This window comes from Kroppenstedtia guangzhouensis, assembly GCF_014637345.1.
GTDB lineage: Bacteria > Bacillota > Bacilli > Thermoactinomycetales > DSM-45169 > Kroppenstedtia > Kroppenstedtia guangzhouensis.
In genome coordinates this window covers 114,641-130,987 of sequence record NZ_BMEX01000008.1, presented here as the reverse complement: position 1 = coordinate 130,987, position 16,347 = coordinate 114,641, and the positions used below count along the sequence as shown (strand labels likewise).

Below are 16,347 nucleotides of genomic sequence, written 5' to 3'. Positions count from 1 at the left end.
TGAAGGCGATTCAGGAGTACATACGGTGGCGCAACAAGAACAAGCGGGACGCTGTGATCCTAAATGAGCAAAACAAGATCAAAGTTGCCTGAAGGGGCACTAGTCGATCTGATGGAGGAATCGTGTTTTACCACGCGATCATTGTACCCATGGGGCAGAAAGGTGTATCTGATCAGTCGGGCTGGTCACCATTTCCGATTTCTTACAAAGAACTGCTGAACCTCGTCAACAAATTTAGGAAATAGATTCTTTTTATTTCCTTCGTTTTTAATGAGTTTTTGGTGGATATCGGTATTTCTTTTTTGTTATATTGTTTAGTATAGAATGTTATCGAGAGGAGGATCTCTTTGTTCGATACAAAAAAAGGAAAGTACACTGATCAAGAGAATGAACGGATTATTCAAAAGGTTAATGAGGCCAGTGAAAAAGGAATTCGTGAACGGGTGATCTTAAAGGAGTTATCTGATGAGCTGAACCGGGGTTTTGCTGGAGTTATGTCCCATGTACGAAAGTTGCGTAAGCAATATCCTCAAAAATTTCATTCAACGCAATTAGGCTCTTCTAAGGAGCAGCGATTAAACAGTTGGACAGAAAAAGAGGAAGAAATAGTGATCGAAACGGTTAATCACTTTCTGGACCGGGGCCATCCGCTTTCAGCCGCGATCGCCCAGCTGGAAAAGGAGTTGAATCGCACCCAAGGCGCCATCTACCAACGGATCTACACCCTTCGCCGCAAATCTCCCGAACGCTTCAACCGGATGCCCGAACCTCGAGCCAAGCATAAAAAACAATGGCAATATCAACGGTCCCTCGTTCGCAACTTGGGCGGGAACGACTCCATCAGCCAAAGAGAAACCGCCGTTTCTTCGGAAAAAAGCCCGTCTCCCGTTCCAGCTTTGAATTCCTCTTTGGAATCTCCAACCTCTCTTCCCGAAGAAGATTTGGTGCTCAAAGCGTTTGAACGCCGCTTTGGCAAATCTAACAATCTCACCCGAAACAAATTGCTCACCTTGATGAGAAAATATGGACACACCCGGGTTTCCATCGCTCTGTTCACTGTTCAGGACGACAAAGAGTTTCCGGCCGCTGTTGCTGAATTTTTGGAACAGTATTTGAAGCGGGACTTTGTTTAAATAAAATACGGATTCCCGATTAGGAATCCGTACTTTTTTCTTCCTGATTTCCCCTCAGACGAACTGGAATGCTGGCATTCAATACTGTGGTGTTATCCCGCGATCTGGATTGAGGCCGGATCTCCACCTCACCGACCACATCGTAACCAAATTCGTCACACAGTTCGATCAAACGACCTTGAAACTTTTTCAGTTTACGCTCATCAATATCGGATCGTTGATAACTGAGCACCAATGACAGCCGGTCATCAGCCGTCGCGGCAGTCGGCCGCTCCTTTTCTTTATTGAAGAGATTAAAAACCACTTCATTCACCTCGTCTCAGGGCTTGCTGATGAACCGGGAACTGGGCATCGAAAGCAAATCGGACCTTTCGCCTCCCCGCCTCTCAATAAAAACATGGCTAATCAACACTCCCTACCTCGTCCTTCCTTTGTTCAGGCGATGTGGAAAATACGCTTGATCCGATTGATGAGACTCGACTCCTCCAACTCCAAAAATGGGACTTCCTCCCCATTGATTCTGCGGGCGATATTGTTGAAAGCCCGGCCCGCCATCGATTTATCATCCAGTACAACGGGTTCTCCCGTATTGGAAGAGCGGATGATCCGACGATCTTCAGGTACGATTCCCAAAAGATTGATCGCCAGGTGGTTTTGCACACGTTCTACGCTCAACATGTCCCCATCTTTCACCATTCCCGGCTGAACCCGGTTCACCACTAAATCGATCTGATCCAAGTTGGCGGACTCCAGCAACCCGATCACTCGATCGGAATCCCGAACAGAGGGGATCTCCGGATTTACTACCAAAATGGCCCGGTCCGCCGGAGCGATCGCATTGCGAAACCCGCCTTCGATTCCTGCTGGTGAATCGATCAGGATAAATTCAAACTCATTCCTGAGCTCGTCCACCAAATGTTTGACCTGAGCCGGGCTGACCTCCTCCTTGTACCGTGTCTGGGCGGCGGGCAGGAGAGCCAAATTGTTATATTCTTTATGACTGACCAGAGATTGGCGAAGCTTACTCGTCCCTTCGATCACATCCACGAGGTCATATACGATCCGATTTTCCAAACCCAACATCAGATCCAGCTTCCGCAAACCGATATCGGTATCCATCACACAAACCCGTCTTCCCAACCGGGCCAATGCCAGACCGACCGAAGCGACGGTCGTCGATTTTCCCACACCGCCTTTGCCGCTTGTCACGGTGATCGCCACGGATTTCTGCTTCATAACTCGTTGCCCCTTTCCCAGCCTGTCTATCTCTCCAACACTTCAGTCTGTCTACTGATGAGTCCAGAATTTTTCGTCGCCTGAAGAAACAAAGCCGGACAGTTTCCGGATTTTGAATTTGAAGGTGTTTTTTTGTGACCCAGTTTTCAACTGCTGACTTTCAATTTGTAATAATTGACACTCTACAACAATTTTCTTTGTTATTGTATCAGATATTGACCACCAAAAGAAGGGATTGGATGGAATTCCTGTTTCAACCCTTTCCTTGACGGATCTCCCTCTTTTTTTCAAACCGGCTCAATTCTTCGCTTAAGAACTTCCAGACAATGGCCACCGCCGTTGCATCGTCGATATAGCCGATCATTGGAATTACATCGGGGATGACATCGGAAGGGATGATAAAATAAAGAAGAGCAGCTCCCGCCAAAGCTTTTTTCGTTCGACTGTTCTCCGGATCACGAAAATAGTCGTAAAGTGTTTTCAACTTGTCGATGACTTGTTGAATCCCGCCGGCCCGACGAACCTTGGCGTTGAACTCATCGAGTATTCTCCGTTGTCCTTTTGGGCTGGCAGCCTTCTTCCGCAAGGGACCGAGAGCTTTTTTCACTTGATGGTGAAGAGGATCGGAGGGCATGTCAAAACCCCCTTCAATCGTAAATGTTTTGTTTGCAGTGTGGACAAATGATTGTGTCTTCATCCACTTGATTCCCACAGTGGGAGCAGAAGAAAATCGCTTGCCCTTCTGCCCAGTTCTCATCAGAAGCCGGGGTTGGTTCAGGATCCGAATCCGGCAGGTTCCGGGCTGTGGAGGAAGGTGATGTACTTTCATTCCGGGAGGCAATGACCTGTTCGGTCGTCAGCGCCTTTTCCACCTTCCGGTCCGCTTCTGAGGCCAACTGCCGCTTCTTCAACTCCTCCAATGTCTGTTCCAGTTCATCAATCTTTTCCCTGACTTCTTTGATCTGTCCAATGGTTGCCCGGGTCAGATCTGTCAGATCCAGTCGCCCTTTAAGGTCCCAATAGCGGTATATTTCCCGTCCCAGACGTTGATACAACTCTTCTTCGCTCTCTTTTTTACTTCGAATGAGCAGCGTGATCCGACTGATATCCAAAACTTTTTTGGAACGTTGACTGGTGGATTCAATGCCTTTTTCCAGCTTTTGTTTCAGATCTGTCAACAAACCCAATTTGAAACGCTCCCTTATCCAAGATGGAAATCCTCGGCTTTTGTTGTTATTGTACCGTGATCACAATCAATCTTCCAGAAGAGAACTCAGGCAAGAAAAAAAAGACAGCCCCCCGAAGGGCTGTCACGTCCACGTCAGAAAGGTCCAGGGCCAAACCCGGGTCCCCTCGGCGGACCAAATCCCGGACCGGGGCCAGGACCTGGTCCAAATCCGGGGCCACCCGGCCCGCCCGGCGGCATCGGAGGCCTCGGCGGGGGCCCCGGCGGTCCTCCGAAACCTCGCGCTCGCAGTCCCGGTCCCCCGGGTCCCCCGAAGCCCTTTCTTCCGGGTCCCCTGAGACCTCCAAAACCTCCTCTTCCCCGACGACCCAGAATTCTTCTCATTAAAAATCCGAGCATGATTTCCCCTCCTGAGGTGCGTATTTGAAATGCCCGGCAACGGGTCTGTTAACATCCTATGCCTGCTGTCAGCTGTCAGGAAGGACATCCTCCCCCGGTCAGAAGCGGATTTTGTGAGAAAGAAAAAAGACGTCCGGCTCCGGACGTCCTTGAATCACCGAGCTGAAGGCATTTTTTCCGAGGGGAATTGATGAGTGCATGAACGATCCACGGCAACCCGCCGCAAACCGCTTTTAAGCCAGAGGGCACCCATCAACAACATCGCTGCGGTCAGTAGAAACAGCCCTCGGATTCCAATAAATCCCGACAGATAGCCACCGATGATCGGTCCCAACATATTTCCCAGGAATGTTGCACTTGTACTGTATCCGTAGGCTGTACTCTCCTTCCCCGGGGGCGCATTCTTCTGGATGAGGTTGTTAAGAGAAGGCAACAGCCCGCCGATGCACAATCCGAGCAGGAATCGGAAGAACAACAGCTGCCAGACTGAAGCGACGATTGCATGGGGGATAAAAAAGAGTGCTGCTCCCAGCATAGCAAAAAACAACACCCGCTCTGAGCCGTACCGGTCCCCCAGTTTACCCAACCACGGGGAGGAAAGCAGATTGGCCACCCCGGTAACTGCAGTCACCGCACCGGCAAAGAATGCGATATAACCGCCCGGCGCCCCGAGTTGATCCACAAAGAGGGACATCTGCGGCATGGATGCCAACATGGCAAACTGGAGCATAAAACCAACGGAAAACAAGATCAGAAGCGGCTTTTCATGCAGGATTTGGGAACCGTCGGCAAAAAAGCCCGCCCTTTTTTCAGAGGGATCGGGTTTCACCTCTTCTTTGACTGCAAAGGATACCACCAAGGTTGCCAGAGTAACCGTGATCCCCGTGAGTAAGAAGATCATTCTGAATCCGATCACTTCCGCCAAGGCGCCCCCGATGAAAGGGCCCATGATATTTCCCGCCACTGCCCCGGACTGCAACATGCCCAAGGCATAACCCGTCCGTTCTTTGGGTGTGTTGGTCGCAATCAGGGAGATGGAGGCGGGGATAAAACCGGACACCGTCCCGTTTAAAAGACGGAGTAACAAAAGTTGTAACGGACTCACCGCCAGCCCCATCAACGCGATCACGATCGACATGCCGAATCCCGAACGAAGCACCATGATTTTCCTGCCCACTTTATCCGCCAGGCTCCCCCAAATCGGAGCCATCACAAAGGCAGACAGAAAGTTGATACCGAAGATCAGCCCCGCCCACCATTGCACCTGCTTCGGATCCGTCATCCCCATCTCCTTCAGGTACAAGGGCAGAAACGGAATCACCATGCTCATGGCGCTCATCACCAGAAATTGGGATGCCATCAGGATATATAAATTTCTTTTCCAGGTTTCCATTATTAGTAGGCACTCCCTCCCATAACTTCATAACTTCTGAATTTCAGTCTCTATTTCGGAATACGAAATAAAAAAACCAAAAAAAACTGCCTCGCATTCACCAGGCAGCACACCTTACTTTATCCAATCGGGGTCGGTTTATGGAATTCGGTGGTCCATTCCCGGCGCAGAGAGCGATCCACACGTGTGACAAAGTGCATGCGCTCGATTCGCCGGATCAACTGGTCAGCCTTTTTTCCGTCGATATACAGACAAACATATTTCAGCCGCTTGGATACGTAATGGATGTTTCCCACTCGTCCAAGCGTCCGAGCTGCCTTGAGATCCTTCACCCAAACAGCCAAACCGAGCCGTTCCGCGATCTCAAAAGACATAAAGGATATCTCCTTTATTCCCGTTTTTTGTTGACGATGTGCACGGACCAAGACGAACCTTGAACACCGTCAACAGAAATTCTTCATCTATGGTATCACGATTTTCACCATGAAGCAAATGACACCCGTCTGGTTTCAGGTTCCCGGCGAATTTGGTACGATATTCCCGAGGGGTGGAACCGTGCCGGAGAGTCTGGAAGCGAAGTCGGCTTGACGCCTTAGGTTACCAGGATGTGGAGATTCGCATGTATGCCGGTGTCCCTTTTTTATATCTGCATGCTCCGAAAAAGACCCTCCCCCGCCTTTCTTCCTCCTTTCGGCGGGCTGCTCTTCCCCTGATCCGTAACGCTGAGCTTACTTTTGAATACCAGTACGTACGCAGATGCAAAAGTCGTTGGGTCTTCCGCTTCCGTTTCCGGGTTCCCGATAAGAAGAGCTTCTGCTGCGGCAACCGTTGTCCGGACTGCATCTTCCTGCGTCCGTGGAGATGATGGGATTGTTTACCCGAAATGGTTGCGCCGGTTCCGGTTGGACTTTCGCAACTCCCGGGGATCATTGATCGGCACTTTGACCGTATCGGAGACTGCCCTGGCGATCCGTCGGCTCACCTCGGCCAACAGATGGTCCAACCATTCCTCCATCTCCAGATACTCCCCGATCAGGGGATGATTTTTCATCGCGAGGCGAAATTGTTCCGCCTCTTTCTTCGCTGCATGATAGTCCGGATGAAAATGTCCAAATCGCTGACAATCCTCAAAAACATCCTTCTTTTTTTGGAACTCCTTGATCAAGCTTTGGGCTGTGGGATCTTCGGCGATCTTTCTCTTCAATTCCAGATATCGCTTGACCTCTTTTGAATCATTGATCTGATCCGCCAATCTATAAGCTTCGAGCAACAGCTCGGTCATATCGAGTGAATGCACTTCAAATCCCTCCAGTTTCCATCATAACATACCGAAGGGAAAAACAAGAAAGGTTACCCACTCCATCTGAGAAGAACAGTTTATAAACCCTCCTGCCAAGGAGTGAGGATCTGCACTTCCCGGAAATCTTCCAAGGTGTATCTGCGTGAACAGCCATCCCCATCCCGGCCTGTCACGTGCCAGTATCCTTCCTTCTGAAACATCTTGAGCGGAGTGAACCGGACGGGAGGGTTCTCTCCTGAACGAATCAACAGGTCCAGTTTCATATCCGTAGCTTGTCGCAACAAGTTGCGAAGTGTTCCAGGGTGATAAGACCGCAGCCCGGAAATCCACACCTTGGGCAATTTGTTAAATCCTGGGATTGCCTCTTCCAATGAAGGAAATCGGCTTTCCACCGTTGCCGCTTCCAACTCTTTCGCCTTCTCTGGCGAAGGGGTGTCCGGAAGAGAAGACCACCAGTGGATCTCTTCCAGTTCCAGTGGGGGACGCCCTTCCTCCGCCAACTGTTTCCGGACGGAACTCACCAGAGCCTCCGGGAGGAAAAAGACCCCCTCGGACAGAGGCTCCAGACCGGAATGTACCTCCCCCATCTCTTCCTTGCCGGAGCCGTCCACAGGAAATTGCAGCACCCATCCTTTCCTCAGCAAGGGTCGGTTTTCTTTGGCCCACAGGCGAATATTTTCCGTAACCGGGTCTGGAACAGGACCGCCAGAGATTTCCCGAAGGGTGTCCAACATCCGCTCCGCCGACAACCCCCGCTCCGCTCCTCTCCGAACAGACTTCGGATTCAACACGTAGGAGAGCAAGGTCTCCCCTCCCATGTAGTCAGCAAACTGAGCCAGCAAAAAACGGTGAGTCAGGGGCGGGAAAGGAGGGAGAAGCACCTCCAGATCCGGTTTTACATAGCCGTTCATGACGGGAACTTCATCTCCCGGTTGAATCCACGAAGTCCACCTCCATTGTTCCCCCTCGGTTCCAGCCCGGGCTTCCACCCATCCCATCACGGCCAATGGATGCAACCAGCGCTCCACCACCTCTTTCACAAAACCGGGGCGGGGAACCCCCCCGATTTCCGATAACCAGCCCAGACAGATTTCCTTCGCGGAGACCCAGTCTGTGAGATGTCGCTCCATCCACCACCAAAGTCCATCCCAAGCCGGGCGGTCTTTCAGGAGCAGTTCCTCGGTCAAACGGAATAATTCCGCGATCCGGTCAGGCCAAGGCTTCTGCAACCACCGACGGAAAGGCTCCCGTTGAATCTTCCATTGCCTGCCCTCCTTTTTTAAAATGTCCAACGCTTGAAGGAAATCCGAGACCAACCGGATGGCAGGGGAGCCCACACCCTCCCCCCACTGGGAATGAGTGAGCCACTTCTCTTCCAGCTCCAGTTCCGCATCCAATTTTCGCTCCTCCCGCCGGGGAACCGTACCTTCCCGGGTCAAATTCAGCCCTTCGTCTTCGAGGAGAACCGCAAAATGAAACAGGGGATCCCACAACCCCCGAAACCTTTGGGACGCCTCCACCCTCCTCTCCTCGGGGAGAGGAGGAAGCTGAACCCTTGATTGGAGAAAGGAGCGCCGCACATCCCGGGGACACCAATACATCCACCCCAGCCGATGTTGGCGCAGACGGAACAGGAGACCTTTTCTTCGCAAGAGCACGATGGCGACCCGGCAACAGGAGGGAGAAAGAGGGAGCAGCTCCGACAGCCTCTCTTCGGGAATCACCCGATCCCCCCAGTGGAAACTGAGAAACTGCATCAGCGTCAGCTCCCAGGGATGGGCTCTTTGTATAAACTCCCCCGATTTCAAATTTTGCAGTATGGTATCGATCAAACTGTCCGGATCAGCATCACACCTGTAAATATCCGCCATCTGTTTGCAAACTTCCTTCGACAACCCCTTCACACAAGCTGATAATGACAGTTTCACCTGGATCTTCCCCACGTTTCCCCATCAGCGACTGCATAGCGATAGCCCCGCTCCATCAGGAACAGCTGACGATTGCGGGCATATTCCTGATCCAACGTATCTCTGGAGACAATGCTGTAAAAGTAAGCTTCATTCTCTTCTTTTTTAGGTCTGAGAATCCGTCCCAGTCTCTGGGCCTCCTCTTGGCGGGAACCGAAGGTTCCTGAAAGTTGTATGGCCACTGAAGCATCGGGGAGGTCCACAGCAAAATTGGCCACCTTGGAAACCACCAATACCCTCTCCTTCCCTCGGCGAAACCGTTCATACAATTCTTCCCGCTCCCCCTCCGCCATTTCTCCCGTAATCAGAGGAGCGTTCAATCGTGCAGCTGCTTCCCTTAATTGAGAAAGGTAATGCCCAATCACCAAAACTCTCGCCTCCCGGTGTCGCTGCAAAACTTCCTTCAATATCGATAATTTCTCCGGATTTTCCGCCGCAATCCGATACTTGCTTTTGGGAGCGGCCCGTTCATATTCCCGCCTTTGTCTGTCATTCATCGATATCCGGATTTCAGTGCAGACAGCCTTGGCAATCCACCCCCGCTCCTCCATCTCACTCCAGGACACCTCAAATTTTTTAGGTCCGATCAAGGAAAAAACATCGGCCTCCCGACCGTCTTCCCGAACCAGAGTGGCGGTTAATCCTAGACGCCGCCGTGCCTGAATATCGGCGGTGGCACGAAAAACAGGTGCCGGGAGCAGATGGACTTCATCGTAGATCACCAAACCCCAGTCCCGTTCCTCAAACAATTTCATGTGATTCAGAGAGGATTTTCCCCGGCCTCGATTTGTCAAAATTTGATATGTGGCCACTGTGACTGGACGGACTTCTTTGGTTTTCCCTGTATACTCCCCCACCTCATCTTCCGTAAGGTGGGTCTTATCCAGCAACTCCCGGATCCACTGACGAACTGAAGTGGTATTGGGGGTGAGGATCAAGGTGGCCCGGCCCACTTTTTCCATCACGGCCGTCCCGATCACTGTCTTACCTGCCCCACAGGGAAGAACCAACACCCCACTCCCCCCTGTTGCATCGCCCTGTCGGTAAAAGCATTCCACCGCCTGTTTCTGGTATGTCCGAAGATGAAAAGGTTTTCCTTCACTTGCAGTCCGTTCCCGCAGGCGAACATCCAAAACCTCCCCTCCTGTGTAACCGGCCGCATCCTCCACCGGATAGCCCCATCGGATCAACTCCCGCTTCAACAACCCCCGAAAACGGGAGGGAACCCGAAAACGTTGTCCAGGCAAAGGAACCAGCCGATCTTCTGCGGGGTAGAGCTCCTTCAACCTTTGAAACAGGGATGCATCTTTGACAGAGAGTATCAACCCCTGATCCGCCGCCTCCAACTTGAGTAAACCATATCGGGCCATGGTCTCCTCCACTTCTTTTTTCAAGGAGGCCGGCAGACCGAATTTGCTTTCTTCCTCCAGAAAAGAGATGATCTCCTCGGCCTCTGTACCGGCTGCGGCAGCATTCCACAGAGAAAGAGGGGTGATCCGGTATGTATGGAGGAGGTCCGGCGATTTGACCAATTCGGCGAAGCCCGAAAGCTGATCCCGCACCCGCTGAAAGGAGGGGTGATCCACTTCCAACAATACAGTTCGGTCTGCCTGTACAATCAGAGGGCATTCCCTTCGAAAAATCATGGGGACACCTCCCGCGTCCATAGTTTCCACCCCTATTTTTTGCAGATAGATGGGATTCCATGACACTTTTGGACATTCTGTGGTAAAATGAGCTGGAAAGTCCCCTTCGAAAATTTCTTGCAACTTTTCATCTCTGTGCCCCGTCCAATAGGTGATTCCACTCTGACGGGAGGCAGAAGAAATGCGAAACTGGAAGGTGACCCTTCTGATGTTTACGATGTTCGCCTTGGTCGCTGCCGGTTGCGGCACCCCTTTTCATTCCGACGATGCCCGGGGGGGCTCGGGGAAATCCTGGGAACCCCTTCAATTTCGGCAGGAATCCCAAAACAGCCTGCCCGACGAGGTGAAACAGCGACAGGTGGAGGTGATGCAAACCGCCGGTGATCAATTTTCCCACACCGAAGTCAACTCCGGTGACAGAACCTACCTGATCCTCGCTCTGGGTCAGCGACCCACCGGCGGCTATTCCATCCGGATCAACGAAGTCGTCCGAAAGGGGAATACAATCCGGATCCACGCGGAGGAGGTTCCCCCGGCTCAAGATGCCTTCACCACCGAAGCCATCACCTATCCAAGCATCGTGATTTCCCTTGTATCTCCCAAGAGAGAGGTGAAATTCGATTATCACATCCGAAAGACAGGGAAGCCAAAGGGGTCTTCCACCAGAAATCCCGGTTCCCAAGCGGTTTCCGTCGATGACCCCAATACCCTAAAGCTGGATGCCCAACCGGAGCCCCGGCTTTCCGCACTGCCGGACGTCGTGAAACAGAAGGTGGAGGAACTCCGTTCCCGTCTTCATGGCGGGAAAGCAGTGATCCATCACAAAGATCAAACCTACCTGATCATTGCCCTCGGCCAACGCCGTTCCGGCGGATATGGGATCGCTTTGGAAAGCATTCAGCAAAAGGACCGGGAGATCCATATCCATGCACGGGAAACGGTCCCCGCCCCAAATACAGTCACCCTGTCGGCTTTAACCAATCCCGTTCACGTTTTTTCACTGGCCAAACCAGATCAACCCATGGAATTCACCTTTCACGTCCAGACCGAATCTTCACCTCCCGACGGGGGAAAAATCCGCAATTGAAAAGCCCTGCACCTATTTACGGTGTAGGGCTTTTCATAAAAAAGGGATCAGGCCTTGAACCGTCGCTCACGTTCCCGTTGAGGCTCACGATCCCGCCCCGGGGGTTCCCCGCGATCGGGTTGTTCCGGAGATGTGGTGATCGGCTCCCGGGGAGTGGTGATTTCCGGCTCCCGGCGTGGTGTCCCAATCTCGGGAATGCGCATAAAAACCCCTCCTTCCTCGATTCTGCCGTTCCCGGCAATGATAGTATCCCGCTCCTCCTGAGGTTATACTCATCTCGGGGCTTTTACACACTTAAATCCGGAGCCAGGGAGACTCCGGTGATTCGGGGGAGTCCCAGAGCGGCCGGTATGTCGGAGACACTTCTTCCTCCTTCGTTAAACTGGGTGAGGGGGATCGGTTTTGGAGATGGGGATGGGGGACAGGAGGTGACACCCCCTGGAAAGGGGCATAGGATGGAGAGGTGGAGACTCCCGGATATCCCCAGACCGGTGACGAGGGGAATGTGACCGGCTGCGACCGGATCGGAATTCCATATCGCAGGTCTGCCCTGTCACGGAAGGAGACCGGCACTCCCGACCATGGAAACGGGGGAAAATTCATGTCCAGTCCTCCTTTCATCACATATAGTAATCTATATGGGATAACCACTTGTCATATACAGATAGAGACTGTACAGTAGTCGTTTCCAAACCCACCTTGATCTGATATGATGATGAAGGTTTTTGATTCCCTTGGAGAAAGGAGGAGACAGACGATGCCCGATCAGGAAGAGCGGCGGTTAAAGGTGGACCTGGATGCGATCAAAGTGGCGGTCCAAAAACGGGAGAAACGCTTCCTCCGTCCCTTGCTGGAAGAGCTCCAACCCTATGATTTGGGCCAGATTTTCTTCCGGTTGCCCCGTGTTTACCGTCCTCATTTCATCCGGATGCTGGATCCGGGGGACATCGCCTTGCTGTTGGAAGAATTGAAGACCGAAGAGCAACAGGAAATCCTGACTACCCTGGGACCGGAAAAAACTTCCCGTGTACTAAACCTGATGTCTTCCGACGAAGTGGCCGACCTGATGGGGGAACTGGAAGAGGCCAATGTCAATACTCTGTTGAAATCCATGGAACGGGATGAAGCGGACAAAGTCCGGGCCTTGCTCCATTATCCGGAAGACACTGCCGGCGGCCGGATGACCATGGAATACGTCAGTGTCTACAATTACTACACGGTGGAAGAGGTTATCCAGTACTTGCGCAGAGAGGCGCCCACGGCGGAGACCGTCTATTATGTGTATGTCATCGACGCCGACGACCGGCTGGTGGGGGTCGTCTCCCTCCGGGAACTCCTGATCGCCCCGCCAGATACACCGGTCGTTGAGGTGATGTTTGAGCGGATCATCTCCGTGACTGCGGACATGGACCAAGAAGTGGTAGCCCGGCTGATCGAGCGCTACGATTTTTTGGCGCTCCCGGTGGTGGACGTTGAAAATCGGTTGCTTGGAATCATCACCATTGATGATATGGTGGACGTCCTGATTGAGGAAGCTCATGAGGATATCTCCAAACTCTCCGCCGTCGGGCAGACGGAAATGGATGTTTTGACCCATCCCTTTGCATCTGCGCGACGTCGAATTCCATGGTTGATTCTGCTATTGTTCATCGGCATGCTGACCTCCACCTTGCTCAGCACTTTTGAAGAGTCAATTAACAAGGTGGCCGCCCTCGCTTTTTTCATGCCAATGATCGCCGGTATGACCGGCAACACCGGTACCCAGTCCCTCGCCCTGATCATCCGGGGCTTAAGCTCCGGCCAGCTGACCCGGGACAAATACACACAGATCCTGAAGCAGGAAGGCTTGGTGGGAATCATCATCGCCACCGTATGTACTCTTCTGATTGTGGTCATGGTGACCCTGCTTTATGATTTGAGTCTGGGCCTGGTGGTGGGAATCTCCATGTGGTTCACTCTGATCCTGGGAACCCTGGGTGGAACTGCGATCCCCCTCATCCTCCATTTGCTGAAAGTGGACCCCACCGTCGCTTCTGGCCCTCTGATCACCACTATCAACGATGTCTTTTCTCTCTTGATCTATTTCGGATTTGCCACCATGTTCATCCACTATCTGTTCCCATGACCCCGATTACGGTACGGGGTCATTTTTTATTTCCCGGATTGAGGGAAAGTTCATCTACACAAACCCCCAACTTTTTGATAACCTTGTCATAGTTAAAGTAAAATCGTGAACCGACGCACAGACTGATCATTGACACGTAAAAAAACCGCTTCAAATCAGGAGGTCGCTCTCGCTTGGAATCATTTCTTGAGATCATCTGGAATATGTTTCTGGTGATCTTTCTCGTCTTCTTGAACGGGTTCTTCGTCGCATCCGAGTTTGCGATCGTTAAAGTGCGGGCTACACGGATTGCCCAACTTCAAGCGGAAGGCAACCTGCGGGCCAAGGTTGCCCAACAAGTGGTTGCCAATATGGATGCCTACCTGTCAGCCACACAACTGGGGATCACTTTGGCCTCCTTGGGTCTGGGGTGGGTCGGGGAACCGGCAATCGCACATTTGATTGTGGCTCCCGCCCTGGAAGCGCTTCCTTTCCAAGTGCCGTCTTGGCTGATCTCCTCCCTGTCCTTTGCCATCGCCTTTGCCATCATCACTTTTCTTCACATCGTACTGGGTGAGATGGCTCCCAAATCCTTGGCAATCCGGCGGGCCGAGGGGACAACCCTTTGGACAGCCACCCCCCTCAATTGGTTCTATAAAGCCTTTTTCCCTTTTATTTGGATCCTGAACGGTACAGCCAACAAGATCCTCACTTGGATTGGGATCGAACTGGAGCCAGACCAGCAACAGGCACATACTGAAGAGGAGATCCGCATGATGGTCGCCCAAAGTCATAAGGGCGGATATATCGACCAGACGGAACTCTCCCTCTTTGACAATGTATTTGAATTCACCGACCGGGTGGCCCGGGAAGTGATGGTACCCCGAGTGGATATGGAATGCTTGTACAGCGAGGATTCTTTCAAGGAGAATTTAAACATCATACTCGCTGCACGCCATACCCGATTTCCTCTGTGCGGGGAAGACAAGGATGACATCATCGGCATCGTTCACAGTCGTCATGTATATGAACAATTGGTCAGCGGCCAAACCCCGGATCTGAAGGATTTGAGCCGCCCCGCAATTCGGGTGCCGGAAACAATGGAAATCAAGGATGTCCTTCGGATGTTACAGAAGAAAAAGTCGGAAATGGCCATAGTGGTCGATGAATACGGCGGCACTTCCGGCTTGGTGACCACCGAGGACATCATTGAGGAAATCTTTGGCGAGATTCAGGATGAGTTTGACGATGAACGGCCTTTTTTCCAGAAGACCGGTGATGAAACCTCCATCGATGCCCGGCTCCTGATCGAAGAAGTAAATGAACACTTTCGAACTGACATCGAAGATCCGGACAATGACACCATTGGTGGTTGGATCTTCTCTCAGCTGAACGAAGTGCCGGAAGTGGGGGACGAAGTTTTCCATAAAGACTTTCGATTCCGAGTGCAGGAAATCGATCAGCACAGTGTGGGCAGACTCCTGGTGTCCAGAGTGGAGCCAAAGCCGGATGAACAAACCACACCTGCTGAGACAATGGAAAATGAATAAATCGTGATGGAGAGTCGTCCTCAAAAGACGACTCTTTTTCATCGACAACCATTATCTCAAAAAACCGCCCGGAGGCAGGCAAAATCACAGAAAGACCTTTTAATGTGGGGACCGGTATCATTTCCCCGCCTTCACCTGAACCAGACCCGCCCCAAACCACCAGCGGGAACCAAGGTGGATCACCCTCCCGAGAAGTTGACGGCGGACAGCGGAAGCAGTCCCCCCTCTCTGTTTGAAAAAAGCTGCAACTCCTGAGACATGGGGAGCGGCCATGGACGTCCCACTCAATATCGCATAATGATCATCCTTGTAGGTGCTAAGAACGTCCACTCCAGGTGCAGCCAGATTCAGGGACGGTCCCGTCGCGGAAAAGGAAGCACGACGATTCTGACGGTCGAGAGCGGCCACGGCGAGGGTGGAAGAGAGGCGGGCAGGTATTTCCACGCTGTCTCCCGTCCCTTGGGCATTGCCTCCATTTCCCGCCGCCGTAATCACCAAGACGCCCTTCCGGGCCGCTGCCTGGACCGCATGGGTCAGGGCGGCGGGAGCTTGGCCGGAGAGGCTGAGGCTCAAGTTGAGGATATGCATCCCGTGGTCAATTCCCCAGTCAATCCCCCGAATCAAATCCGTAACCGAACCAAAGCCTTGATCATCCAGCACTTTAATGGCATAGAGACTGGCGGAAGGAGCTACCCCCACGACTCCGATTCCATTGTTGCGAGCCGCGATCAGTCCTGCCACATGGGTGCCGTGACCATTTCCGTCCTTTGGAGGGCGGCCCGGAACGACAAAATTGACGCCTCCTCTGATGTTGGATACCAGATCCGGGTGATTCAGGTCAATTCCCGAATCGATTACTCCCACCCGAACCTTCTTGCCGGCACTGGAAAGAGGAGGGCCTCCCCAGACCCGCCGGATGTTCCAGGTGAGGGTCTGCCCTGCGGCACGGATTTGTTGCACATATTGTTTCCGGGTAAGAACCTGGGTCACTTTCGGTTTGGGAAGAGCAATCCGGCATTCTTCCTCAGAAAGAAGAACATCGGGCCCCTTCAGAATGCGCATTGCCTCAGCCTTCGGAATGCGGGCCGCAATCAATCCGCTGTGGCGGCTGACATACCGAATGCGTCCGCCGGATTGTCGGATTCGATCCACAACAGAGCGCTTTTTTGTGAGAAAGGTATAATGCGCATACTCCTTGGATTGCATGAAATATCACCTCATATGCAAGATATGAGGTGACGTCCACAGCGGTTTGTGCGAGGATGGAAGTTCTCTGCCCAAAAACTCTTCTATTGGAAGATTACTAGAAGCATTGTGAAAAAGCCGTTCACAGGGAGGGTTGGTTT

17 protein-coding genes are annotated in these 16,347 nt (G+C 52.2%); 4 read left to right on the top strand and 13 right to left on the bottom strand.

Features of this window, described 5'->3' with window-relative positions:
- Positions 1-347: 347 nt before the first annotated feature.
- A complete protein-coding gene (locus IEV46_RS12035; RefSeq protein WP_188432797.1) occupies positions 348-1,133 on the top strand; it encodes a hypothetical protein in 786 nt (261 codons plus the stop codon).
- 19 nt (positions 1,134-1,152) lie between these two features.
- Here IEV46_RS12035 and IEV46_RS12030 read toward each other — a convergent pair whose 3' ends face one another.
- The 10 genes from IEV46_RS12030 to IEV46_RS11985 form a co-directional block, all read right to left on the bottom strand.
- Positions 1,153-1,437 (bottom strand): cell division topological specificity factor MinE, encoded by a 285-nt coding sequence (locus IEV46_RS12030; protein WP_188432796.1) that lies wholly within the window; start codon positions 1,435-1,437, stop codon positions 1,153-1,155.
- 131 nt (positions 1,438-1,568) lie between these two features.
- Entirely contained in the window at positions 1,569-2,369 is an 801-nt protein-coding gene (gene minD / locus IEV46_RS12025) for a septum site-determining protein MinD (protein WP_188432795.1), read from the bottom strand.
- Positions 2,370-2,622: 253 nt separating this feature from the next.
- Positions 2,623-3,003, bottom strand: coding sequence for a YkvA family protein (locus IEV46_RS12020; RefSeq protein WP_188432794.1), 381 nt, complete (start codon positions 3,001-3,003; stop codon positions 2,623-2,625).
- A gap of 13 nt (positions 3,004-3,016) precedes the next feature.
- Positions 3,017-3,556: a zinc ribbon domain-containing protein gene (locus tag IEV46_RS12015; protein ID WP_188432793.1), complete on the bottom strand. Its 540-nt coding sequence runs from the start codon at positions 3,554-3,556 to the stop codon at positions 3,017-3,019.
- 46 nt (positions 3,557-3,602) lie between these two features.
- On the bottom strand, positions 3,603-3,902 hold the full coding sequence (locus tag IEV46_RS12010; RefSeq protein ID WP_188432792.1) for a hypothetical protein: 300 nt from the start codon (positions 3,900-3,902) through the stop codon (positions 3,603-3,605).
- A 206-nt stretch (positions 3,903-4,108) separates the two neighbouring features.
- Complete coding sequence (locus IEV46_RS12005) at positions 4,109-5,347, bottom strand: MFS transporter (RefSeq protein ID WP_188432791.1); 1,239 nt, start codon at positions 5,345-5,347, stop codon at positions 4,109-4,111.
- Positions 5,348-5,466: 119 nt separating this feature from the next.
- Entirely contained in the window at positions 5,467-5,721 is a 255-nt protein-coding gene (locus tag IEV46_RS12000; protein ID WP_188432790.1) for a YlbG family protein, read from the bottom strand.
- 500 nt (positions 5,722-6,221) lie between these two features.
- Complete coding sequence (locus tag IEV46_RS11995; RefSeq protein ID WP_188432789.1) at positions 6,222-6,644, bottom strand: YlbF/YmcA family competence regulator; 423 nt, start codon at positions 6,642-6,644, stop codon at positions 6,222-6,224.
- An 80-nt stretch (positions 6,645-6,724) separates the two neighbouring features.
- Positions 6,725-8,575, bottom strand: a complete 1,851-nt coding sequence (locus tag IEV46_RS11990) for a helicase-associated domain-containing protein (protein WP_188432788.1) — start codon at positions 8,573-8,575, stop codon at positions 6,725-6,727.
- Positions 8,572-10,260 carry a DNA repair helicase XPB gene (locus IEV46_RS11985; protein ID WP_188432787.1) on the bottom strand — a complete coding sequence of 563 codons (1,689 nt, stop codon included), beginning with the start codon at positions 10,258-10,260 and terminating at the stop codon, positions 8,572-8,574. The genes IEV46_RS11990 and IEV46_RS11985 overlap by 4 nt, the downstream gene beginning before the upstream one ends.
- 181 nt (positions 10,261-10,441) lie before the next feature.
- Between IEV46_RS11985 and IEV46_RS11980 the strand changes: the two genes are divergently transcribed.
- Entirely contained in the window at positions 10,442-11,347 is a 906-nt protein-coding gene (locus IEV46_RS11980; protein ID WP_188432786.1) for a protease complex subunit PrcB family protein, read from the top strand.
- Between the two features lie 47 nt (positions 11,348-11,394).
- Here the strand turns inward: IEV46_RS11980 and IEV46_RS11975 are convergent, their stop codons facing one another.
- Positions 11,395-11,550 (bottom strand): hypothetical protein, encoded by a 156-nt coding sequence (locus IEV46_RS11975; RefSeq protein ID WP_188432785.1) that lies wholly within the window; start codon positions 11,548-11,550, stop codon positions 11,395-11,397.
- A gap of 91 nt (positions 11,551-11,641) precedes the next feature.
- Positions 11,642-11,950, bottom strand: a complete 309-nt coding sequence (locus IEV46_RS11970) for a hypothetical protein (RefSeq protein WP_188432784.1) — start codon at positions 11,948-11,950, stop codon at positions 11,642-11,644.
- Between the two features lie 154 nt (positions 11,951-12,104).
- Here IEV46_RS11970 and mgtE point away from each other — a divergent pair, with 154 nt between their 5' ends.
- Both mgtE and IEV46_RS11960 read left to right on the top strand, forming a co-directional pair.
- A complete protein-coding gene (mgtE, locus tag IEV46_RS11965; RefSeq protein WP_229736078.1) occupies positions 12,105-13,472 on the top strand; it encodes a magnesium transporter in 1,368 nt (455 codons plus the stop codon).
- 173 nt (positions 13,473-13,645) lie between these two features.
- Positions 13,646-15,001 carry a hemolysin family protein gene (locus tag IEV46_RS11960; protein WP_188432782.1) on the top strand — a complete coding sequence of 452 codons (1,356 nt, stop codon included), beginning with the start codon at positions 13,646-13,648 and terminating at the stop codon, positions 14,999-15,001.
- Positions 15,002-15,118: 117 nt separating this feature from the next.
- Here the strand turns inward: IEV46_RS11960 and IEV46_RS11955 are convergent, their stop codons facing one another.
- On the bottom strand, positions 15,119-16,207 hold the full coding sequence (locus IEV46_RS11955; protein ID WP_188432781.1) for a S8 family peptidase: 1,089 nt from the start codon (positions 16,205-16,207) through the stop codon (positions 15,119-15,121).
- Between the last annotated feature and the right edge of the window lie 140 nt (positions 16,208-16,347).